The organism is Streptomyces sp. NPDC087440 (assembly GCF_044744005.1).
Taxonomy (GTDB): domain Bacteria; phylum Actinomycetota; class Actinomycetes; order Streptomycetales; family Streptomycetaceae; genus Streptomyces.
Map to the genome: position 1 here is coordinate 66,874 of NZ_JBIUXN010000029.1, position 21,828 is coordinate 88,701.

The 21,828-nt window shown below is 72.6% G+C and carries 22 protein-coding genes; 10 read left to right on the plus strand and 12 right to left on the minus strand.

Annotated elements, in window-relative coordinates; genetic code table 11:
- Window positions 1-9 precede the first annotated feature (9 nt).
- Together ACIO3O_RS38325 and ACIO3O_RS38330 are read right to left on the minus strand one after the other, a co-directional pair.
- Window positions 10-1,023: a GDP-mannose 4,6-dehydratase gene (locus ACIO3O_RS38325; protein ID WP_401754090.1), complete on the minus strand. Its 1,014-nt coding sequence runs from the start codon at window positions 1,021-1,023 to the stop codon at window positions 10-12.
- Window positions 1,020-2,150 carry a UDP-N-acetylglucosamine--N-acetylmuramyl-(pentapeptide) pyrophosphoryl-undecaprenol N-acetylglucosamine transferase gene (locus ACIO3O_RS38330; protein ID WP_401754093.1) on the minus strand — a complete coding sequence of 377 codons (1,131 nt, stop codon included), beginning with the start codon at window positions 2,148-2,150 and terminating at the stop codon, window positions 1,020-1,022. The genes ACIO3O_RS38325 and ACIO3O_RS38330 overlap by 4 nt, the downstream gene beginning before the upstream one ends.
- 186 nt (window positions 2,151-2,336) lie before the next feature.
- Between ACIO3O_RS38330 and ACIO3O_RS38335 the strand changes: the two genes are divergently transcribed.
- The 5 genes from ACIO3O_RS38335 (at window position 2,337) to ACIO3O_RS38355 (ending at window position 7,359) form a co-directional block, all read left to right on the plus strand.
- Window positions 2,337-3,029, plus strand: a complete 693-nt coding sequence (locus ACIO3O_RS38335) for a response regulator transcription factor (protein ID WP_401754096.1) — start codon at window positions 2,337-2,339, stop codon at window positions 3,027-3,029.
- A 982-nt stretch (window positions 3,030-4,011) separates the two neighbouring features.
- The gene (locus ACIO3O_RS38340) at window positions 4,012-5,454 is read left to right on the plus strand and encodes a sensor histidine kinase (protein WP_401754099.1); all 1,443 of its coding nucleotides are present in this window, start codon (window positions 4,012-4,014) and stop codon (window positions 5,452-5,454) included.
- Between the two features lie 80 nt (window positions 5,455-5,534).
- The gene (locus ACIO3O_RS38345) at window positions 5,535-5,921 is read left to right on the plus strand and encodes a type II toxin-antitoxin system RelE/ParE family toxin (RefSeq protein ID WP_401754102.1); all 387 of its coding nucleotides are present in this window, start codon (window positions 5,535-5,537) and stop codon (window positions 5,919-5,921) included.
- A complete protein-coding gene (locus ACIO3O_RS38350) occupies window positions 5,918-6,226 on the plus strand; it encodes a helix-turn-helix domain-containing protein (protein ID WP_401754105.1) in 309 nt (102 codons plus the stop codon). The genes ACIO3O_RS38345 and ACIO3O_RS38350 overlap by 4 nt, the downstream gene beginning before the upstream one ends.
- A 221-nt stretch (window positions 6,227-6,447) precedes the next feature.
- Window positions 6,448-7,359 (plus strand): aldo/keto reductase, encoded by a 912-nt coding sequence (locus ACIO3O_RS38355; RefSeq protein ID WP_401754108.1) that lies wholly within the window; start codon window positions 6,448-6,450, stop codon window positions 7,357-7,359.
- 15 nt (window positions 7,360-7,374) lie between these two features.
- Here ACIO3O_RS38355 and ACIO3O_RS38360 read toward each other — a convergent pair whose 3' ends face one another.
- Entirely contained in the window at window positions 7,375-7,581 is a 207-nt protein-coding gene (locus ACIO3O_RS38360; RefSeq protein WP_401754111.1) for a DUF397 domain-containing protein, read from the minus strand.
- Between the two features lie 11 nt (window positions 7,582-7,592).
- Entirely contained in the window at window positions 7,593-8,531 is a 939-nt protein-coding gene (locus ACIO3O_RS38365) for a helix-turn-helix domain-containing protein (RefSeq protein WP_401754114.1), read from the minus strand.
- Window positions 8,532-8,716: 185 nt separating this feature from the next.
- Here ACIO3O_RS38365 and ACIO3O_RS38370 point away from each other — a divergent pair, with 185 nt between their 5' ends.
- Window positions 8,717-9,163 (plus strand): ATP-binding protein, encoded by a 447-nt coding sequence (locus tag ACIO3O_RS38370; protein ID WP_401754116.1) that lies wholly within the window; start codon window positions 8,717-8,719, stop codon window positions 9,161-9,163.
- Here ACIO3O_RS38370 and ACIO3O_RS38375 read toward each other — a convergent pair.
- Window positions 9,156-9,623: a MarR family winged helix-turn-helix transcriptional regulator gene (locus ACIO3O_RS38375; protein ID WP_401754119.1), complete on the minus strand. Its 468-nt coding sequence runs from the start codon at window positions 9,621-9,623 to the stop codon at window positions 9,156-9,158. The genes ACIO3O_RS38370 and ACIO3O_RS38375 overlap by 8 nt on opposite strands.
- A gap of 57 nt (window positions 9,624-9,680) precedes the next feature.
- Here ACIO3O_RS38375 and ACIO3O_RS38380 point away from each other — a divergent pair, with 57 nt between their 5' ends.
- On the plus strand, window positions 9,681-10,514 hold the full coding sequence (locus tag ACIO3O_RS38380) for an alpha/beta fold hydrolase (protein ID WP_401754121.1): 834 nt from the start codon (window positions 9,681-9,683) through the stop codon (window positions 10,512-10,514).
- A 15-nt stretch (window positions 10,515-10,529) separates the two neighbouring features.
- Here the strand turns inward: ACIO3O_RS38380 and ACIO3O_RS38385 are convergent, their stop codons facing one another.
- The 7 genes from ACIO3O_RS38385 to ACIO3O_RS38415 all read right to left on the minus strand — a co-directional run bounded on the left by ACIO3O_RS38385 (window position 10,530) and on the right by ACIO3O_RS38415 (window position 18,851).
- Window positions 10,530-12,128, minus strand: coding sequence for a serine/threonine-protein kinase (locus tag ACIO3O_RS38385; protein WP_401754124.1), 1,599 nt, complete (start codon window positions 12,126-12,128; stop codon window positions 10,530-10,532).
- Between the two features lie 117 nt (window positions 12,129-12,245).
- Window positions 12,246-13,373: an alpha/beta fold hydrolase gene (locus ACIO3O_RS38390; RefSeq protein ID WP_401754127.1), complete on the minus strand. Its 1,128-nt coding sequence runs from the start codon at window positions 13,371-13,373 to the stop codon at window positions 12,246-12,248.
- A gap of 262 nt (window positions 13,374-13,635) precedes the next feature.
- On the minus strand, window positions 13,636-14,136 hold the full coding sequence (locus ACIO3O_RS38395; RefSeq protein WP_401754130.1) for a MarR family winged helix-turn-helix transcriptional regulator: 501 nt from the start codon (window positions 14,134-14,136) through the stop codon (window positions 13,636-13,638).
- A 75-nt stretch (window positions 14,137-14,211) separates the two neighbouring features.
- On the minus strand, window positions 14,212-15,912 hold the full coding sequence (locus ACIO3O_RS38400; RefSeq protein ID WP_401754133.1) for a methylmalonyl-CoA mutase: 1,701 nt from the start codon (window positions 15,910-15,912) through the stop codon (window positions 14,212-14,214).
- A gap of 81 nt (window positions 15,913-15,993) precedes the next feature.
- Window positions 15,994-16,326 (minus strand): DUF3817 domain-containing protein, encoded by a 333-nt coding sequence (locus ACIO3O_RS38405; protein WP_401754136.1) that lies wholly within the window; start codon window positions 16,324-16,326, stop codon window positions 15,994-15,996.
- A gap of 762 nt (window positions 16,327-17,088) precedes the next feature.
- Complete coding sequence (locus tag ACIO3O_RS38410; protein WP_401754139.1) at window positions 17,089-17,598, minus strand: MarR family winged helix-turn-helix transcriptional regulator; 510 nt, start codon at window positions 17,596-17,598, stop codon at window positions 17,089-17,091.
- A gap of 32 nt (window positions 17,599-17,630) precedes the next feature.
- A complete protein-coding gene (locus ACIO3O_RS38415) occupies window positions 17,631-18,851 on the minus strand; it encodes an MFS transporter (RefSeq protein ID WP_401754142.1) in 1,221 nt (406 codons plus the stop codon).
- A gap of 201 nt (window positions 18,852-19,052) precedes the next feature.
- On the opposite strand from ACIO3O_RS38415, the gene ACIO3O_RS38420 reads away from it, so the two are divergent.
- Genes ACIO3O_RS38420 through ACIO3O_RS38430 form a run of 3 tightly spaced genes read left to right on the plus strand, consistent with a single transcriptional unit; the run spans window position 19,053 to window position 21,726 of the window.
- On the plus strand, window positions 19,053-19,889 hold the full coding sequence (locus tag ACIO3O_RS38420; RefSeq protein ID WP_401754145.1) for a hypothetical protein: 837 nt from the start codon (window positions 19,053-19,055) through the stop codon (window positions 19,887-19,889).
- Window positions 19,886-21,046: a sensor histidine kinase gene (locus tag ACIO3O_RS38425; protein WP_401754148.1), complete on the plus strand. Its 1,161-nt coding sequence runs from the start codon at window positions 19,886-19,888 to the stop codon at window positions 21,044-21,046. Before ACIO3O_RS38420 ends, ACIO3O_RS38425 begins: the two co-directional genes overlap by 4 nt.
- Window positions 21,043-21,726: a response regulator gene (locus ACIO3O_RS38430; protein ID WP_401754151.1), complete on the plus strand. Its 684-nt coding sequence runs from the start codon at window positions 21,043-21,045 to the stop codon at window positions 21,724-21,726. The genes ACIO3O_RS38425 and ACIO3O_RS38430 overlap by 4 nt, the downstream gene beginning before the upstream one ends.
- The last annotated feature ends 102 nt before the right edge of the window (window positions 21,727-21,828 follow it).

Genomic DNA, 21,828 nt, shown 5'->3' on the forward strand with positions numbered 1-21,828 from the left:
CGGGGTGGTTCAGACCTGGTAGCGGTCCGGTGCGAAGAGGTGCACGTTCTCCTCGACCCACGCGCTCGTCCGCTTGAGCCCCTCCTCCAGGCTCATCTCCGGCTCCCAGCCCGCCCACTCGCGCGCCCGGGTGTTGTCGGAGAGCAGCCGCTCGACCTCGCTGCCCGAGGGCCGCAGCCGCGCCGGGTCGACGACGATCTCGGCGTCCCGCCCGGAGGCGGCGATCAGGGCCTGCGCCAGCTCGCCGATGGCGATCTCGCGCCCGGTGCCGAGGTTGACGGTCTGCCCGAGTGCCTGGTCGCAGTCGGCCATCGCTAGGAAGCCGCGCGCGGTGTCGGTGACGTACGTGAAGTCGCGCGTCGGCGTGAGCGAGCCGAGCTTGATCTCCCGTGCCCCGGAGTGGAGTTGGGCCAGGATCGTCGGAATCACGGCGCGCGCCGACTGCCTCGGGCCGTAGGTGTTGAAGGGCCGCACGACCGTCACCGGCAGCTCGAAGGCGTGGTGGAAGCTGAGCGCCATCATGTCGGCGCCGATCTTGGACGCGGAGTACGGCGACTGCGGCTGGAGCGGGTGGGCCTCGCTGATGGGCGCGGTCAGGGCCGTCCCGTACACCTCGCTGGTGGAGGTGTGGACGAGACGGCGCACGCTGTGCCGACGGCACGCCTCGGCGATGTTCTCCGTGCCGACGACGTTCGTCTGGACGTACGCGCCGGGCGAGGAGTAGCTGTACGGGATGCCGATGAGCGCGGCGAGGTGGAAGACGGTGTCGCAGCCCGCGACGGCGTCGGACACCCGGCCCGCGTCGCGCACGTCGCCGGTGAACATCTCGACCTGGGGGTTCGTCAGGTGATGCTTGAGGAAGCCCTTCTCGGCGTACGGCTTGTAGTGCACGAAGGCGCGGACGTCGGCCCCGAGGTCCACCAGCAGGTCGACGAGCGTGGAGCCGATGAAGCCTTCGGCTCCGGTGACGAGGACCTTGCGGCCGTTCCAGTCGATACGGTTGCTGCGCTCGTTAAAGATCATCGGGTGAACTCCATTGCTCCGTAGGTGAATTGGGGAAGTCCGGACAGCCGCAGCACCTGCGCGGCCAGCAGGTCGGCGGCCTGCGCGTGCGTGCTGGGCCCGGCGGCCCGCGCCATCGCGGCGAGGCGGGCCGGGTCGGCGAGCAGCGGCTCCACGAGTGCGGCGAGGCGCTCGGCGGTCGTCTCCTCGTCCGGTACGAGATGGGCGGCCCCGGCGTCGGAGAGCACCCGGGCGTTGTGCGTCTGGTGGTCGCCGGGGGCGTGCGGGTACGGCACGAGCACGGCGGGAACGCCGACCGTCTCCAGCTCGGCGACGGTCGCCGACCCGGCCCGGCAGACGACCAGGTCGGCGGCGGCGTACGCGAGGTCCATGCGGTCGAGGTAGGGCACGACGGTGGCGACGGGGTTGTCCCCGACCCGCGTCCGCGTCTCCTCAAGCTTCGCCGGACCGGTCTTGATGAGCAGGTGTACGTCACCACGCCCACGCCACCGCTCGGCGAGCCCGATCGCGGCCTCCGTCAGCCGTACGGCCCCGAGGCTGCCCCCGTTGAAGAGCACGAGCCGTGCCCCCGCCGGGACACCGAGCGCCCGCCGGGCCTCGGCCCGCAGGGCGTCCCGGTCGAGCCGGGCCAGCGAGGCGGCGATCGGCATCCCGACCGTCATGGCGTTCTGCCCGCCCGCCAGGTGGGCCCGGCTGCGGTCGAAGGCGATCGCGATGTTGCCGGTCAGGCGGGCCGCGAACTGGTTGGCCCGCCCGGGGACGGCGTTCGACTCGTGGATGATGCTGGGCAGCCCGGCCATCTTCGCGCCGACGATCACCGGAGCACTGGGATACCCGCCCATGCCGACGGCGACGTGCGCCCCCTGCGCCTTGAGGATCGCCCGGGCCTGCGCGCCCGACTTCAGCAGCGCGGCGGGCAGCAGATACCGCTTGGCCCCGAGCGACGAGTCGAACGGAATCATGTCGACGGTGTGCAGCCGGTACCCGGCCCCGGGTATCAGGTCCGTCTCCAGTCCCCGCGTCGTCCCGACGAACGACACGACGGCGTCGGGCACGGCCCGCCGCAGGGCCTCGGCGAGGGCGAGCCCCGGGTAGATGTGCCCGCCGGTGCCGCCCGCCCCGATCACGACAGAAAGCGGTCCGGGTCCGGATACAGCACTGGCTCCGGCTTCGACTTCGGCTGAGAGTGGTGTGCGCATGGCCGCCACACTCACGAAGATCCTTAAGAGGCTTCTAAGAGCCCGCTTTGGCAGGATTCACCCCATGACTCACGGCACGACTCACGGCACGACTCACGCCAGAACACTCACCCCATGGCTCACGGCATGACGAAGATCCTGGTGGTCGACGACGAACCGGAAGTGCGGGCCGCCGTCGAGGACGGCCTCTCCATCGAGGGGTACGAGGTCAGGGGCGCCCCGGACGGCCTCGCGGCCCTGTCCACCCTCGCCACCTGGCAGCCGGACGCCCTCGTCCTGGACGTGATGATGCCGGTGCTGGACGGGCTCGGCGTCTGCCGCCGCCTGCGGGCGACGGGCGACCGCACCCCGATCCTGGTGCTCACCGCCCTGGACTCGGTGAGCGACCGGGTCGACGGGCTGGACGCGGGGGCGGACGACTACCTGGTCAAGCCCTTCGCCCTGGACGAGCTGGTCGCCCGCGTCCGCGCCCTGCTGCGCCGCGCCGCGCCGCTCCCCCCGGAGGACGACTCCCTCTCGTACGCCGACCTGACGGTCGACCCCGTCACCCGCACCGGCCACCGCGCCGGCCGCCCGCTGGAATTCAGCCGCACCGAGTTCGCCCTCCTGGAACTGCTGCTCCGCCACCCCGGGCAGGTGCTCCCCCGCGAGCTGATCCTCGAACTGGTCTGGGGCAGGGACTTCGGCCCCGACTCCAACTCCCTCGCGGTGTACGTGGGCTACCTCCGCCGCAAACTCGAAGCCGCGGGCGAACCCCGCCTGGTCCACACGGTCCACGGCGTCGGCTACCGCCTGGACACGACATGAGCGGCCCGGGCCTGCGCAGCCCGTCCCCCTCGCACCCGGGGCTGCGCCGCCGCACATCCCGGCGCCCCGGGGCGGAGACGCGACCGGACACAGGAGCGCCGCGCCGGACAGGGCCACGCTCCGGCACACAACTGCACCCCGGAGCGACGGAACAGCCCCGGGCGGGACTGCGACCCGGCACAGCGACACAGCCCCGGGCGGGACTGCGACCCAGCACAGGAGCGCCGCCCCGGACAGGGCTGCGGCCCGGCACAGCAACACAGCCCCGGGCGGGACTGCGACCCGGCACAGGAGCGCCGCCCCGGACAGGGTTGCGGCCCCGGGCGTCGGCCGGGCCCGGGGCAGAGCCGCGCCCCGGGGCAGTCCGGCACAGCAGAGCGGTGCGGCGCGCCGGGGTGATGCCGTGGGCCACGGCGGTGCCGTGCGCCGAGCAGGCCCCGCACGCGATCCGCGCGGCCCGTGCGGCGGCCATGACCGTCGCCGGTTCGGCACCCCGAGGACGGCACGCACGCCGGGCCGCCACCGGCGGCGCGCCCACGCCCGGCACCACGCGCCACAGCCAGCGCACGCACGCGGCCCGCACCGGCACGCCGTATCCCGGACGGCTCGCGCATCCCGGCCCGGCCCACGCCCACCTCCCCCAGGGACCCGCACCCTCCGCCGGTACCGCACCCCCCGGGCTCCCTGGGCTCCCCGCGCACCCCGCGCTTCCCGGGCTCTCTGGGCGACTCGCGCACCCCGCGCTTCCCGGGCTCTCTGGGCGACTCGCGCACCCCGCCCCCGGCACTCCCCGCCACGCCCGCCGCCCCCACACGGCCCGCACCGACACGCCATGCCCCGCGCGCCCCGCGCGACTCGCGCACCCCGCCCCCGGCACTCCCTGCCACGCCCACCGCCACCACACGGCCCGCACCGGCACGCCATGCCCCGGGCGGCCCGCGCGACCCGGCCCCGCCCACGCCCACCTCCCCCAGGACCCCGCATGAGCGGTGGGCGGCGCAGGCGGGCGCTCGGGGCGCGGTGGCGGCGGCATCGGCCCCTCCGCACCCGGCTCGCGGTGGCCGCGTCCGCAGCCGTGGCGCTCGTCGCGATCGGGGTGTGCACGGCCGCGTACTTCGTCATCCGGTACGAGATGTACCACCAGCTCGACCTCAACCTGACCCAGTCGGCGACCCGCATCCTCCAGGCCGACCGGAACCCCGAGACCGCCGTCCTCGCAGGTGAGTGCCGGTACCTCTCGGCCCCCGCCTGCGCGCAGGTCGTCCCCGCCGACCCGGCGAAGGACTCCGCCGCCCGCTACGTCCTGCCGGTCTCGCCCCCGGTCCGCGAGGTGGCGTCCGGCGACCGTGCCCCGTACTTCTCCAACTTCACCCTCGAAGGCCACCCCGCCCGGATGGCCGTCACCCCGATCGGCGGCGGCCGCGCCCTCCAACTCGCCCTGCGCGCCGACTCGGTGGAGCGCGGCATCCGGCAGGCGGCACTGCTCCTGTCGGCGGTGGGCGGGGCGGGCGTGCTGCTGGCGGCGGGCCTCGGCTACTGGGTGTCCCGTACGGGCCTGGCCCCCGTCGCCCGCCTCACGGCCACCGCCGAGCGGATCGCCGCCACCCGCGACCCCCGCCACCGCATCGAACTCCCGCCGGGACCGCCGGGCCGCGAGGACGAGGTGACGCGCCTCGCCGCCAGCTTCAACACCATGCTCGGCGAGCTGGAGCAGTCCGTCTCGGCCCAGCGCCGCCTGGTCGCCGACGCCTCCCACGAACTCCGCACCCCCCTCACCGCGCTGCGCACCAACGCCGAACTCCTGGCCCGCGCCGACCGGTTGAGCCCGGAGCAGCGGGACCGGGCGTCCGGCGCGCTGGGCCGCCAGCTCCGCGAGGTGACCGGCCTGGTCAACGACCTGATCGAGCTCGCCCGCGACGAGGAACCGCAACCCCTCCTCGAAGAGGTCCGCATCGCCTCCCTCCTCTCCCACGCGGTCGCGACGGCGGAGACCCACTGGCCCGCCACCCCCTTCCCCCTCTCCATCACCCCCGAGGCCCACGCCGTCACCCTCCCCGGCATCCCGGCCCGCCTGACCCGCCTCCTGACGAACCTCCTCGACAACGCGGCGAAGTTCAGCCCGCCCGGCGCACCCGTGGAGGTCGAACTCACCTCGCGCGGGCAGGAGTTGGACGTCACGGTGCGCGACCACGGCCCGGGGATCTCCGCCGAGGACCTCCCGTACGTCTTCGACCGCTTCTACCGCGCGGAAGCGGCCCGCGCCCTCCCCGGCTCGGGCCTGGGCCTGGCGATGGCCCGCCAGATCGCCCGCGCCCACGGCGCGGAGCTGACCGCCGAACAGGCCCCGGGCGGCGGGGCGTTGTTCCGGCTGCGGTTCGGGGACCGTACGAACGAACGATCAAGCGGGAAAGCATCTTTCGGGTGACGGGCAGCCTAAACCGCCCCCGCCCGACCCCACCGCCGGTTCGGTGAGCAGCAACGACACCCGAGAGAAGCGGAGTGGTGATGCCCGAGCCGCCAGGACCATCCGGCCTGCCGTACACGATCGAGATCGAGCCCGAGGTGCGCACTTGGCTGGAGACCCTGGGCCCCGCCGAGTACCGGGCCGTCGAACGCTTCGCCGACCGCTTGGCCACCGACGGTCCCGCACTGCCCTTTCCACTGGCGAGCCACCTCGGCGACGGGCTCCGGGAGCTGCGCGTGGGGGCCATCCGGGTGACGTACTGGCTGGCTCCGGGCCGTCGGGCCGTACTCCTCACCGTCTTCCGCAAGACAAGAATGCGCGAGTCCGACCAGGTTCTGCGCGCACAGCGAGCCCGGAAGCACTGCGAGGCCGAGCACCCGCCGGCCGGCACCCATGACGTTTACAGTAGGCCGGAGGAGGACTCATGAGCAGCGGATACCACACCAGCTGGAAAGTCCCGCCCGAGCACCGCGAAGACCCCGCCTACCGTGCCGCAGGCCGCCGGATGGACTTCGCGCAGGCGGTGTACGACCGGCGCTCCGCCCTGGGCTGGGACACCGCGGAACTCGCCCGGCGGGCCCAGATGGCCGAGGCGGACATCGAGGCCATCGAGGAGAGCTCGGTGGATCCCACCCTGGAACTCATCGAGCAGCTCGCCTCCGCGCTCGACGCGGGAGCCCGCATCGACCCCGGCTCCACGCCGGAATTCCGGTTCGAGGGACACGCAGCCTGAACGTCGGGCAAGGGGTCGGCACACTTCGGACGCATCACACGCGCCGGGTCGGCGCCGCAACCGGCAACGCCAGTGTCAACTCGTACACCCCACCCCTGCATTCCCGTTTCCGATGTGACTCTTGCCCGTCCCCGGCCCCTTCTCCGTCGCCCCCTCCTCCCCCCATACTCCGAGTCGGCATCCGCCCATCCCCTCCCGCGAACCCGACCCAGAGGACCTGCATGCCCCTCCGCCCCACCGCTGCCGCCGCCGGAACCTGGAAGCTCGGCGGTGACCTCCCCGTCAACCGTCTCGGCTACGGCACCATGCGCCTGCCCCAGATCGGCCCGGCGCTCAACACCGCCTCCGCCCCGCGCGACCGCGCCGAGGCCGTCGCCCTGCTGCGCCGGGCCGTCGACCTGGGCGTGAACCACTTCGACACCGCCGCCTTCTACTTCTCCTCGGCGCACTCCTCCAACGACCTGCTCCGCGCCGCCTTCTCCCCGTACGCCGACGACCTCGTCATCACCACGAAGGTGTGGCCGGCCCGCAAGCCGGACGGCACCTGGTGGTACGCCGAGCCGCACCAGCTCCGCGAGCAGGTCGAGGACAACCTCCGCGCGCTCGGCCGCGACCGGCTCGACGTCGTCAACCTCCGTATCCCGCGCAGCAAGGCGACCGGCTCCATCGCCGAGCACTTCGGCGCCCTCGCCGACCTCCGCGAGGCCGGACTCATCCGCCACCTCGGCCTCTCCAACGTCACCGCCGTCCACCTCGCCGAGGCCCGGGCCATCGCGCCCGTGGTCTGCGTCCAGAACATCTACGGTCTGGGGGAAGCCCCCGAGACCACCGCGCTCCTGCGCACCTGCGGCGAGCAGGGCATCGCGTTCGTGCCCTTCTACGCCATCGCGGGTGCGGGCCGCGAGGCGGGCACGACCGGCGCCGAGGAGGAGCGCGTCCTCGCCGTCGCCCGCGCGCACGGCGTCTCCCCCGCCGAGGTCCGGCTGGCCTGGACCCTCCACCAGGGCCCGCACGTCCTGGCCATCCCGGGCACCGGCGACCCGGCCCACCTGGAGGCCAACGTCGCGTCGGCGTCCCTGCGCCTCACCGACGAGGAAGTCGCCCTGCTGTCGACTCCCGCCGTCCCCGCCTAGGACCCGCCGGTTCGCTCACCGCCGCGCCCGCCCCACCCCGCCCTTCACCGCGTCCAGCAGGCCGCGCAGGGCGGTGGGGCCGGCGGTGAGGACCGCGGCGGGGGTCTCGCTCTCGCGGAGGTGGATGCGGGGGGTGCCGGCCGACGCGGCCAGCTCCACGCAGTCTTCGCCCGAGCCGCCTCCGGAGAACGACGACTTCTGCCACTGAAGCGATGACTGCACGCTGAGCCCTTTCACAGTTCCCGCATGATCCGGTTGATCAGGTTCCGGGACTCAGCCACCTTAAGGGCCGTGCCGTCGACCCGCCGGAGGCGCTCCTGGTACTGCTGCAACCGGGGTTCGGCATCGAGGAACACGCTGCCGTGCGCGGTGTCCAGTTGCACCGTGTCCAGCTGCGGCACGGGCCCGTGGAAGTAGAGCATCGAGTGCCCCGCACCGGCGAAGTCCTCGGTGTCGAAGGGGATCACCCGTACGGTGACGTGCGGCAGTTCGGAGAGTTCCAGGATGCGTTCCAGTTGGGCGGCCGCGACCTTCCGACCGCCGACCCTGATCCGTAGCGCCGCCTCGTGGATCACCGCGTCGTACGGTGTCGCAGGCTCCCCCGTGATCACCTCCTGCCGACACAGCCGGAACGACACGTGGGCGTCCGAATCGGCCTTCGGCCAGCCGGGAGCCACGTAACGGAATGCGGCGCGCATGTGGTCCTCCGTCTGGAACAGCCCCGGAACGTGCACGACTTGGAGCGTGCGGATGCGCACCGCACAGCCTTCGGTCTCCGCCAGGTCGAGTCCCGACGGGTCCACGACCCCGCGGAACTTCTCCCACCATCCCTTGCCGCGCTCCGCCGCCATGTCGACCAGTGCGTCGATCAACCGTTCGTCGCTACACCCGTAATGGGCAACCAGCCGACGGATGCGCTCCTCGCTGATGCCGCTGCGCCCCGACTCGACATGACTCATCTGTACGGGATTCGACCCCAGCAGGGCCGCCGCGTTCCGGGCGGTCACCTGCGCCTGCTCGCGCAGCTTTCGCAGCTCAACACCTAACCGCGCCTGCCGGACAGTGGGGTTGCTCCTCGGCGGCATTCCTCGTCCTCTCGCGCCTGATCCGCGTACTGAGTGTGCCGCGTAAGCGTCGCACGGGCCACGGAGGCGGCGACCCATAGTCACCATAAGGTTGCGCCACCATAAGGTTGTCCCTACGCTCTGAAGTGCACCCGGCACCGTGGGTTGCGGCCTCATCCAGTCGCCCAACTCGCCTGCGCCACTTGCCAGATGGAAGAGCACTCGTACGTCGACATACGGGCATCGCCACCGCTGGCCTCAACCAACCTCGCAGCTCGTGGAGTTGATGAGCCGTGCCCGAAGCAGCCCCCGCCCCGCCACACCCGTACACCCTCACCTGCCCACCCCTCCCCACCTCCCCCCGCATGGCCCGCGAGTTCGTCGCCGCCGTGCTCCGCTCGCTCGGGCTGGACGAACTCCTCGACGCCGCCACCCTGTGCACCTCCGAGCTCGTCACCAACGCCGTCCTCCACGCCCACGGCACCGACAGCCTCCTCCACCTCACCGTCGAGCCGACCCGCATCCGCCTCACCGTCTACGACGGCAGCCCCGCCAAGCCCGCGCCGACCGACAGGGACGACGACGGCGAGAACGGGCGCGGGCTGTGGCTCCTCGAAGTCCTCACGGACGGGCGGTGGGGGACGGAGCCCGGCACCTCTCCCGGCCTCAACGGTCGGGAGGGAAAGGGGGTCTGGTGCGAGCTCACCACCTCGACCCCCCTCACCCGAAGCCTCAGTTGACGTCCACGTCGTCGAAGAGGGCCACCATCCGCCCCAGCACCTGCACGCACGCCGTGACCTGCGCGTCCGTCAGGTCGCCGCCCACCTGGCGCAGCAGCGCGTGCTCGCGGGTGGTGACGGCGGCGATGACCGTGCACCCCTCGTCCGTCAGGCGGATCAGGGACGAGCGCCGGTGGGCCGGGTTGGGAACCGTCTCCACCCAGCCACGGGACCCCGCGTCATTCACCATCCGCTGCACGAACTGCCTGCTCAAAGACTGGGCCCGGCCCATCTGCGGCACCGTCATCGGACCCTGCGCCCGCAGCAGGTCCAGCACCGCGCGCACCCCGACCGACACCCCCTCCAGGGGCGCCGCCTCCTCCACCTTCCGCTGCACGCGCCGGTAGAGCGGGCCGACCAGGTCGAAGACCTCGGTGAGGCGGTGGGCGAGTTCGTCGGGCGGCAGCGGAGTGTCGGTCATGCCCACAGGATGACACCTTGGTTGCCAACAATCCCCCCTCATGACACCTTGGTTGTCATGACTGATGCCATCGGGACTCAGACGCAGGAACTCCGTTCGTACGATGCCGAAGGCGGCCCCCTCGCCTACCTCGACACCGGCGGCGACGGCCCCGCCCTCGTCCTGCTGCACGGCGGCTTCCTCGACCACCGCATGTGGCACCCCCAGATCCCCGAACTCGCCCGCACCCACCGCGTCATCGCCCCCGACGCCCGTGGACACGGCGCGTCCTCCGTGGCGAGGGCCCCCTTCCGGCCCGCCGACGACGTCGCGGCACTGCTGAAGCACCTCGGCGCCGGGCCCGCCGTCCTGGTCGGGCTGAGCATGGGCGGGGCGACCGCCGTGGACGTGGCACTGGAACACCCCGGTCTCGTACGGGCGTTGATCGTCAGCGGTGTCGGGACCAGCGAGCCCGAGTGGCGTGATCCGTGGATGCTGGAGCAGCAGGCCGAGCAGGCGCGGGCGCTCGGGGCCGGGGACGCCGCACGGTGGGTCGAAGTGTTCACCCTGTTCGCCGCCGGACCCCACCGGCCCCTCGACGCCGTCGACCCCGGCGTCGTACAACTGCTGCGGGAGATGCAGTCGTACACGATCGCCAAGCACACCGGGGCCGAGCCCGACCACCGGGTGCCCGTCACCGACACCTGGGCCCGTGCCGCCGGCATCGGCGTGCCGGTGCTCGCTCTCAACGGCGAACTCGACTCGACCGACCACCGCGCCATGGCGGAACGGCTCGTACGGACCGTCCGCAACGGGCGGATCGAGTACGTCGAAGGCACCGCGCACTACCCGAACATGGAGCGGCCCGACCTCTTCAACGCGTACGTCACGGAGTTCCTGCGGGGCCTGTGAGGGTCCGCGAGGACGTCAGGGGCGTCGGGCGACCGGCTTGCGGATGTCGTCGCGGATTCTCTTGGTCTCCGCCGCCGCCCGGTCGAGCGGGGCGCTGGGGGTGAACTCGATCGCGACCTCCGTATTGGCGTCGGCCCATCCGCACACGGTCCCCGAGTTCGCCGTCACGCAGTGGAAGTCCACGTCCGAGCCCGGGACCCGGATCGTGCTGGACGTGTCGCTGCCGGTCATGGCGTCGATCAGGCCGTCCGGCGACGCGGACTTGAACCGGCCGGTCGAACCGTAGAGGTGCACGCCCTGGAACACCGAGGCCTTCGCCGTGCCGACGTACTTGACCGAGTAGTGCTTCACGTCCCGCTCGGTGATCCTGTTCGGCTGGGGGTTCGGTTCGAGGGGGGACGTGCCGTCGTGCTGGTACGTGCCGTCCAACAGGGTGACGGGCGCGGTGAGTTCGTGGGTGACCTCGGGGAAGGAGGCGGCGGAGAGCTCGTAGACCACGTAGCCCACGCCACCGAGCACGATCAGGGCTGCGGCGGCCAGGAGGGCCTGCTTGCGCTTGCGCTGCGCCGGGGTCGGTGCGGCGGGCGCCTGCCGGGCGGGGGACGGGCTGGGCGAGGGGGCCGATCCGGAGGGGCCGGTGGGTTCGGAGGGGCCGGTGGGTCTGGAGGGGCCGGTGGGTCCGGTGGGTCCGCTTCCCGGTGCCGCCCCGACGGTCAGCGCGTCGGCGATGCCTCCGCTCCCCGCCGCCGAGGCCGCCCCGGGAGCCGGTACGGCCGCACTCGGCAGCGTCAGCGAGCGCACCACCTGCGTCGACTCCCGGGCAACGGGGACCGTCGCGGGCGCGAAGTGGTCCAGCAGCCCCTCCGGAGTCGGCCGCCGCACCGGGTCCTTGGCCATGCAAGCCCCCACCACCGGCCGCATGGACACCGGCACGGCCGAGAGGTCCGCCTCCTCGTGCACCGCCCGGTACATCAGACCCATCGGCGTCCCCGCCCCGAACGCACTGCCACCCGCCGCCGCGACCAGCACCGCCCCCAGCGCGAACACATCCGCCGCCGCCCCGACCTCCAGCCCCTGCGCCTGCTCCGGAGCCAGGAACCCGGGCGTACCGAACGCCACTCCCGTGGATGTCAGCCGCGAGGACTCCAGAGCGCGCGCGATCCCGAAGTCGAGCACCCTCGGCCCGTCCTGCGCCATGATGATGTTCCCCGGCTTCAGATCACGGTGCACCAGCCCACACGCATGGATAGCCTGCAACGCCTCCGCCAACGCCGCCCCGAGCCGCCGCAGTTGGGGCTCGCCCATCGGACCCCGCCCCGCGACCAGCTCCGAGAGCGTCGGCCCGGCGACATGGGCCGTCGCCAGCCAGGGCGCGGCCGCCTCCGGGTCCGCGTCGACCACCTGCGCCGTATGGAACCCGCCCACCCTGCGCGCCGCCTCGACCTCCGCGCGGAACCTCTCCCGGAAGTGCGGATCAGCGGCCAGCTCGGGGCGGGCCACCTTCACCGCGACCGTGCGTCCGCCCCGGGAGCGGGCCAGGTACACCGTGCCCATGCCCCCCGCACCCAGCTCACGCTCCACCGCGTAACTGCCCACGTAATCCGGCAGGTTCACGCGTCCACCCCCGTCCTGCCCCATGCGCCCGCGCCCCCGCCGGACCCGTCGGAATGCCGCGCGCCAGTATGGCCGACCGCCGTCACGCCGCAGAGCTCGGGGGCACGCCGCCCCCCGTCACTTCCCCTGCCAGGCGCAACTGCCCACTGTCGCCCGCCCGTTGGACACCAGCTTCGCCGCGTCCCGCGCGGGCGGCATCTCGCTGCGCCCCTTGTGGCAGACCACGGTGCGGTTTCCGTACCCGGCGAGGTCGGCGAGGATCTGGTCCCAGTGGCGGTACTGGACGTCGTGCCCGGTGTCGGCGTAGGTCCGTACGACCGGCTTGCCGGGAAGGTGCTCCTGCCAGGTCTTCAGCGTGGCGGGCGGCACCGTGGTGTCCTTCGTGCCGCCGTAGAGGTAGACGGGGGCCTTGAGCCGGGAGAGATCGGGGCCGGGGCGCCGGCAGTACAGCTTCTGCTCGTGCACCTGCGGGGCCGGATCGGCCTGCTGGCCCCGCTGGTTGTACGTACGCGCGCCCTCCTCGTACGCCGTGTCCGCGAACCCCGGGATCGACTTCACCGGGCTGTCGTCCGCGAACGCCCACCACTTCCGCGGATCGGTGATCGACTCCTTCAGCGACGTCGCGAGTACGTCGTCGGGGAGCGCGCAGTACGCGGGTTCGGCCCCGAACGGCGGGAGGGCGGCGGCCAGATGGAGCTGGTCGATGCGTTCGGGCGCGAGGGAGGCCAGCTCGGCCGCGTACGGACCGCCGCCCGAGATCGCGATCACGCGCACCGTGCGCAAGCCCAGCTTGTCGAGCACGCCGAGGACGTCCTTGGCGAAGTCGGCCTTGCCCAGCTTCTGGTCGAAGGCGGTGTCGCCGAAGCCGTTGCGCTCGACGGAGATCAGGCGGAGGTTCAGGTTCTCGCGGGTGGTGCGGAAGAAGTCGGTCATGTGCGCGGCCCGCGCGCTCGTGCCCGTACCGCCGACGAAGAGGACGGGGGTGCCGTCGCGGGGCCCGTCGTCGATGTAGTGGGCGGTGCGGCCGGTGGGCAGCCGGGCGGACCTCACCTCGGGCCCGAGGGAGTCGAAGGAGTCCTGGATCTTCGGGGCGTTGTGCGCCCGCCCGTCGCTCTTCGGGTACGCGGCGGGGTGCGGCGCGTCGGCGGGCACACGGTCCGTCAGGGCGAGCGTGCCGACGGCGGCGGCGAGGGCGACGGCTCCGGCGAGGGTGCCTCTCCGGGCGGTCCTGAGGGTGATTCCCACGGTGTTCGATCCTCCGACTGGCAGGGTGGCGGCGGGTCTTGCTGTCGCGCCGCCCCTACCCGGGGGCCCATCATTGACACCTGTAACCAGGATCGCCACACGATCACCGCATGATCACCGGAAGACCGGCCGGGAGGCTGTCGGGAGCCCGCCGGAGGACTGCCGGGAGTCCGCCGGAAGACCGGCCGGAAGACCGCCGCAAGGCTGCCGGAGAACCGGCCCGCCACCCCACCCACCGCCCGGCCCGCCGCTCAGCGCCGCCCTACTGCCACGGCTGCGCGCTCTGCCTCGCGTTGGCCGTCATGCGCCGGAGCACCTTCAGCGCCGCCACGTACTCCTCGTCCGTGACGCCCTCGTGCACCTGCGCCCGCAGCGACGTCACCAGCTCCTTGACCTCCGCCCGCCCGACCTGACCCGCGTCCGTCAGGGAGAGGCGCCCCTCCGCGTCGGCGGCCAGCCATCCCCGGTGCAGGAGCTGGTCGACGACGCGCGAGATGTCGTACGGATTGTCCGCCACCTCCGCGAGCCCCGAGACCACCTCGTCCCGGGTCGCCGGTCCCCCGGCCACCCGGTTCAGGACCCACCACTGCGGCTGCGTCACGTCGTGGCGTGCCATCGAGTCCCGCAGCAGGTTCTTCACGGCGTTGCTGGCGACCCCCGTCCAGTACGCGACGGGCTGCGAGGCGAGGTCGGCGTCGGCGGCCTGCGGGTCGGCGGCGTGCTGCGGGGTGGTGCTCGTCGTGGCACTGCTCGTTGTCGTCATGCGGATCACGCTAGGACCTCAACCGAAGTCGAGGTCAAGCGTGATCCGCACCACCACCGGCACCGTCAACTCGGCTCAGAACCCCGGGGGTTCGACGTACACGCCCCACTCGTCCCGCAGCACGCCGCAGATCTCGCCGAGCGTCGCCTCCGCCCGTACGGCCTCCAGCATCGGCCCGATCATGTTCGACCCGTCGCGCGCGGCGGCCAGCATCGCGTCCAGCGAGGCCCGCACCTTCGCGTCGTCACGCCGGGCCTTCCGGTCGGCCAGGACCCGTACCTGCTCGGTCTCCACCTCGTGGCTGACCCGCAGGATCTCCAGGTCGCCGGTGACCGAGCCGTGCGCGGTGTTCACGCCGACGACCTTCTTGTCACCCTTCTCCAGCGAACGCTGGTACTGGAAGGCCGACTCGGCGATCTCCCCGGTGAACCAGCCGTCCTCGATGCCGCGCAGGATGCCCGAGGTGATGGGCCCGATCGGGTGCTGCCCGTCCGGGTGGGCGCGCAGCCCGCGCTCCTTGATCTGCTCGAAGATCTTCTCGGCGTCGGCCTCGATGCGGTCGGTGAGCTGCTCGACGTACCAGGAACCGCCCAGCGGGTCGGCGACGTTGGCAACGCCGGTCTCCTCCATCAGCACCTGCTGCGTGCGCAGGGCGATCTCGGCCGCCTGCTCGCTGGGGAGGGCGAGGGTCTCGTCGAGGGCGTTGGTGTGGAGGGAGTTGGTCCCGCCGAGCACGGCCGACAGCGCCTCGACCGCCGTCCGCACCACGTTGTTGTACGGCTGCTGGGCGGTGAGCGAGACACCCGCCGTCTGCGTGTGGAAGCGGAGCCACTGCGCCTTGTCGGTCCTCGCGCCGTACACCTCCTTCATCCACCGGGCCCAAATCCTGCGCGCGGCACGGAACTTGGCGATCTCCTCGAAGAAGTCCAGGTGTGCGTCGAAGAAGAAGGAGAGGCCGGGCGCGAAGACGTCGACGTCCAGCCCGCGGCTCAACCCCAGCTCGACGTAACCGAATCCGTCGGCGAGCGTGTACGCCAGCTCCTGCGCGGCCGTCGCACCCGCCTCGCGGATGTGGTAGCCGGAGACGGAGAGCGGCTTGTACGCGGGGATGCCCGCGGCGCAGTGCTCCATCAGGTCGCCGATGAGGCGCAGGTGCGGCTCGGGCTGGAAGAGCCACTCCTTCTGGGCGATGTACTCCTTGAAGATGTCCGTCTGGAGCGTGCCGTTGAGGATCGCGGGGTCCACGCCCTGCCGCTCGGCGGCGACCAGGTACATGCAGAAGGCGGGCACGGCCGGTCCGCTGATCGTCATCGACGTCGTGACGTCGCCCAGCGGGATGTCCTTGAACAGGATCTCCATGTCGGCGGCCGAGTCGATGGCGACACCGCAGTGACCGACCTCGCCGAGGGCGCGGGGGTCGTCGGAGTCGCGCCCCATGAGGGTCGGCATGTCGAAGGCGACGCTCAGCCCGCCGCCTCCCGCCGCGAGGATCATCTTGTACCGCTCGTTGGTCTGCTCGGCGTTGCCGAAGCCCGCGAACTGGCGGATGGTCCAGGTCCGGCCCCGGTAGCCGGTGGCGTGCAGACCGCGGGTGAAGGGGTACTCCCCGGGCCACCCGATGCGTTCGAAGCCTTCGTACGTGTCGCCGGGGCGGGGGCCGTAGACGGGCTCGACCTCGTCCCCGGAGAGCGTGGTGAAGTCGGCGTCGCGCTTGCGGGCCTTGTCGTACCGGGCCTGCCAGCGCTGGCGGCCCTCTTCGATCGCTTCGGCGTCCATGCCTTCCAATTTACTAGGACGTCCTAGTAAATGTCGATGGACAACCGCCGTACGGATGCTCACATCCGTACGGCGGCGGGATTACGCCTTGCTGGTGCTGCTGACCGGGCCCTGGTCCTTGACGAGGGGCTTGACCTCGCGGGTGATCTTCGGCTCGACGAAGAAGGAGGCCACGGGGATGCAGCCGGCGGCGAGCACCCACAGGAGCTTGCCGAAGGGCCACTTCGCCTTGGAGCCGAGGTCGAAGGCGAAGATCACGTAGATGATGAAGAGCACGCCGTGGATCTGGGAGATCAGCATGGTGTCGCCGATCTGGAAGGCGTACTTCAGGACGATGGCCCCGGTGAAGACGAGGAGCCATACGGCGGTGACGTAGGCCATGACGCGGTAGCGGGTCAGCACGCTCTGTTTCATGCATCGAGCGTAACGGGACGACCGGGACGATCTTCCGCCGGGCCCGGGGGCGGGGCCCGCCGGGGGCGGGGGGCTGTGTCGATGTGCGGCTCCGCGGCGCGGGCGCGACCTGCCTGTGCCGGGCTGCTCAGACGTGCCCCGTCAGGGGCGCGGGACTGTACCGATATGCGGCTCCGCCGCGCGGGCGCGACCTGCCTGTGCCGGGCAGCTCATCCGTGCCCCTTCAGGGGCGCGGGGAACTGCGCGACCAGCCACGACTGAGCTGCACGGGACCGAGACCCACCACCCCCTGCACGGGAACCGTGCATGCCCCCGCGGGTTTAGGTGAAGGGGCGGGGCTGGGGACCCCCTTGCCCCGGCGGGGCAGAACTGCGCCTGTCCGGTACCGGGAGGCGAGCCCGGGGCCCCTGCGGCGACGCGCCCCCGGCGCAGGGCTGAGCCGGAGGGAACCGGGGCCCGCCGGAAGCGGGAGGGGCCGCCCCCTTGCCCGCCCGTCCCGCCCCCGGGGGGCGGCCCCGCCGCCCAAGGGGACTACCGGGAAGAGGGTGAGGGCGGCCCCGCCGCCCAAGGGGACTACCGGGAAGAGGGTGAGGGCGGCACCGCCGCCCAAGGGGACTACCGGGAAGAGGGTGAGGGCGGCACCGCCGCCCAAGGGGACTACCGGGAGGAGGGTGAGGGCGGCACCGCCGCCCAAGGGGGCTAGAGGCAAGAGGGTGAGGGCGGCACCGCCGTGCAAGGGGACGGGGTGGCAAAGGGGGAGGGTCAGGAGTCGGTGAAGTCGTTGGCGGCGACCCGCAGGGGGCGCAGCAGGGCGAAGATTTCGCCGCACTCCTCCGCGTCGTACGCGCCGAGCCCGAATTCCATCGCCACCAGGTCGCGGGTCGCCGCCTCGACGACCTCGCGGCCCTTCTCCGTGATGGAGGCCAGCGTTCCGCGCCCGTCGTTCGGGTTCGGCCGCTTGTCGACGAGGCCGGACTTCACCAGCCGGTCCACCGTGTTCGTCACCGACGTCGGGTGCACCATCAGCCGCTCGCCGATCTTCGACATCGGCAGTTCCCCGGCCTTGGAGAAGGTGAGCAGCACCAGCGCCTCGTACCGCGCGAAGGTCAGCCCGTACGGCTTGACGACGGCGTCCACCTCCGCGAGGAGGATCTGCTGGGCCCGCATGATCGAGGTGATCGCGGCCATCGACGGCACGGGACCCCAGCGCTGCTGCCAGAGTTCGTCGGCGCGGGAGATGGGATCGAAGGGGAGGCTGAGCGGCTTCGGCACGCCCCCGACCCTACCGGTCAGTCATATGCTGGTCAGCTTTGTCTCGCGGTTCGGTCCTGTGAAGTCGTACGACGTCGTACGCGTTCGGCGGTGGCCCGCCGGAGTTCCGCGACGAGCAGCAGTGTGCACAGCGTGCCCACCACCCCGGCCCCCGCCACCACCACCTGCACCGGGACGAACTCCGCGGCCAGCCCGGCCAGCGTCATCCCCACCCCCTGCACGGTCATCAGCCCGGCGGACTGGAGGGTCATGGCCCGCCCGCGCAGTTCCTCGGGCAGGGCGTCGACGAACCACTGGTCGAGGCCGAGGATGTACGCCCCGCTCATGCCGACGAGGATCTGCAGGACGACCGTCCAGACCAGCCCCGGCACGGTGAGGTACGCGACGAGCGGCAGCAGCCCGAGCGAGACGGCCGGGAACACCAGCCGCGCCCGCGCCCCCGGCGACAGCGCCGACCCCACGTACAGTTCGGCGGCGATGTGCCCGATCGGCAGCCCGCACATGATCAGCCCGAGCGCGGCGGGCCCCGCCCCGATCCGGTCCGCGTACGCGGCGGACAGGGCTTCGGGGGCGACCACGAAGAAGGCGGGCATCCAGAACAGCAGCACCTGGGCGCGCAGCAGCCGGTCGCCGAAGACGAGCCGGGCCCCGTCGAGGGAGTCCCGCAGCAGCGAGGAGCCGCCCTCCTGGGTGTCGATCCGGGCGGGCCTGCGCCGCGTGCCGAAACGCAGCAGCAGCGCCGAGCACAGGAACGTACCCACGGTGATCGTGATGGCCCCGCGCGGCGAGAGGACGGCCAGCAGCAACCCGCCCGCGCCGAACCCGGCGAGGATCGAGCTCTGCGAGACGATCCGCAGCAGGGAGCGCCCGAGGACGTACAGGTCACCGCCCCCGAGGATGTCGGCGAGGGTGGCCATCCGGGTCCCGGCGAACACGGGCGCGACGGCGGCCACCAGGCACCGCAGGGCGAGCAGCGCGGCGACGGGCGTACTGGGCAGCACCATCACGGCGACGCACGCGGCGCACACCAGGTCGCAGACGACGAGGACCCGCCGGGCCGGATACCGGTCGGCGATGCCGGACAGCAGGGTGCCGCCGACGAGGTACGGGAGGAGGCCGAGGCCGAAGGTGAGGGCGGACAGGAAGGGCGAGGAGGTCAGCTCGTAGACAAGAACGGTCAGTGAGATCTCGCTGACGACGACCCCGAGCAGCGACAGCAGATGAGCGAGGAACACGGGCCGGAACTCACGCACCCGGAAAAGATCCAGGTACCCAAGTCGCTTGCCCGTCACGGAGCTTGACGCCGGAACATCGGACATGGCGGGAGCCTGGCACCCTCCACCCGCCCCGAGAAGTCTTTCGCCCTCACCCGAATCTTCCGGGAGTACGAAAGAGACGGCCGGGTGTCTCCATAGGCGGATGTGCGGGTGGGGGCGGGCGGCGAGGCTTCCGGCATGCCCCTCCCTCACGAAACTCAAGCAGCTCAGGAAGCTCAAGCAGTAGCTCAGGAAAAGACTCAAGAAGGAGAGGTCCGGCTCCCCCGCACCGCCTCGTTCCCCGGGCGGTCCATCGGCGGGGCGGCTCTCGTCCTCGCCCCCGTCGTCTGGTGCGTCGGGCTGCTCCTGCGTTACCTCGCCCTGCGCACGGCGGGTTTCAGCCCGGAGCAGCTGGCGTGGTTCGAGAGCCGCCCGTTTCCTGCCTACGGCCAGCTCGCCGCCTTCCACGCCCAACCCGGCCTGGCCACCGCGGGCTACGGATGCTTGGCCGCGGGCGCCGTCCTGCTGTGCATCGCCTTCGTCGCCTTCGCCGGGATGGTCGCCGTGCGTGCCCCGAGGCTCGCCCGCGTCGGCGGCACGCTGGTGGTGATCGGCCTGTTCTGCCGTCTGTACTGGGCCGGGGTCGACCACACCGCCTTCCGGCTGATCGGACAGCTGGGGCTCGACCGGGCCACCGAGGTGGTGATGGCGGACCACGCGGACATCTCCTACGGGCCGCTGCGGGTCCCCATCACGGCAGCCTTCGCCCTGTACGTCGGCTGGGCGGTGCTCGCCGTCGGGGCCTTCCGGTCGGGCACCTTCGGCACGGGGCGGCTGGTGCTGTTCCTCCTCGCGGGTTCGCTGTGGACCGGTGCGCTCAAGGAGAGCGGGCTGCTCGACGTCGTCCTGTCCGTCGGCCTGTGCGCGGTGTTCGTCCCGCTCGGCATCCGCGTGCTCCGCGACACCGTGCCCGAGCCGCGCAGTCAGGGGGCACCCGCGACCGGACGCAGGCCGTTGCGCATCCTGAGCTGGTGACACAACCACCCAGCGCGGCAGAGCCGTTGACGCAACCGGACGGGCCGGTCCGCCGTCGGCTGCGGTCCTGGACGCTTCCCGTCGCCGCGTGCGCGGGCGCGTTCCTTCCGGCCGCGCTGCCCGGTCCGTACGGTCCCGCGTGGCCGGTGCTCGCCCCAGTGCCCGGCCCGCTCGCGGCCGCGGTGGTGGGGTTGCTGGCGGCGGTGGCGGCGCGGACCGCGGCTGCCCGCCCGTGGCCGCTGTTCCTGGTCGCGGGCGTCGACGCCGTGGTCAGATCGCCGGGACTGCTGGTGTCGGTGGCCTGCTACGTGGCCGCCACCTCCTGCCGACGGCCTCGGCACCTGGCGCTCCTCACCGCGGCCGCGAGTCTGCTGGTGGCGGTGCCCCGGCCGGGAGTCGAGGCGGTGTCGGCGCTCGGCGGTGTGGCGCTGTTCGTCTGGCTGCCCGTCGTGGGCGGACTGTGGCGGAGCGCCAGGGCCCAGGTGCTGGCCGGGCTGCGCGAGCGGGCCCGGCGGCTGGAGCGGGAGCAGACCGTACGGACCGAGCAGGCCCGCGCGCAGGAACGGGCCCGCATCGCCCGCGACATGCACGACGTCGTGGCCCACCGCGTCTCCCTGATGGTGCTGCGCGCCGGGGCCCTGGAGATCAACGCCACCGACGAGCGGACCGCGCAGGAGGCGGAGCTCATTCGCACCACGGGCAAGGAGGCGCTGACTCAACTGCGTTCCGTACTGGGCGTGTTGACCGATTCGGCGACACCCGACTCCTTCCTGCCGCTGCCGACGCTCGCCGATCTCGAACGGCTGCTGGAGCAGTCGCGGTCGGCGGGCGTCCCCGTCGAGCGGCAGGACGAGGGGGACGCGCGCGAGGTCCCCGCCATGGTCGAGCACACGGCCTACCGGGTCGTGCAGGAAGCGCTCACCAACGTCCACAAGCATGCCGTCCGGCCCACGGTCCGCGTGACGCTGCGGCACCTTCCCTCGGCGCTGGAGGTCACCGTCACGAACACCGCCGCGGGCGTCCCCGCTCCCCCGCTGCCCGGCAGCGGCCTGGGGCTCGTCGGCCTGCGCGAGCGCGTCGAACTCCTCGGCGGCCGGTTCGCCGCCGCCCCCGAACCCGCCGGAGGGTTCGCCGTCACTGCGAGACTGCCGACATGACCCGGACCTCCCACCCGATCCGCACCCTGGTCGTCGACGACGAAGCCCTCGTACGGACCGGCCTGCGCATGATCCTCGAAGCCGCCCGGGACATCGAGGTGGTCGCCGAGGCCGACTCCGGAACCGCCGCCGTCGACGCGGTCGCCCGTCACCGGCCGCACGTCGTGCTGCTGGACGTCCGCATGCCCGGCCTGGACGGCGTGGGCGCGCTGACGGAGATCAACCGGCTGCCCGACCCGCCGGCCGTGATCATGCTGACGACCTTCGACCGCGACGAGTACGTCCACGGCGCGCTCCGTGCCAGGGCCGCCGGGTTCCTGCTGAAGGACACCGCGCCGCGCGACCTCATCGCCGCCGTCCGCGCGGTCGCCGAGGGCAGCGCGATGCTCGCGCCGACGGTCACGCGGCGCCTGATCGACGCCTACGCCGGGCAGCGCCCCGCCGACTTCGTCGCCGCCCGGCAGCGCCTGTCGGTCCTGACGGACCGTGAGCGCAGGGTCGTCGGCGCAGTCGCCCGCGGGCTGGCCAACGCGGAGGTCGCCCGCGAGCTGGGGATGGCGGAGACCACCGTCAAGGTGCACGTGAGCCGCTCCCTCACCAAACTCGGCCTGTCCAACCGGGTGCAGATAGCCCTCCTGGTCCGCGACGCGGGCGGCCCGGAAACCGATTCCCGTTGGTGACGACCACACCTCCCCCACACCGGACGGCCCTCCCCCTGTCCCACCGGGCGGGCTCCCCCAGCCACCCCGGGCAGGCCCCCAGCCACGCACGGGGCCGGACTC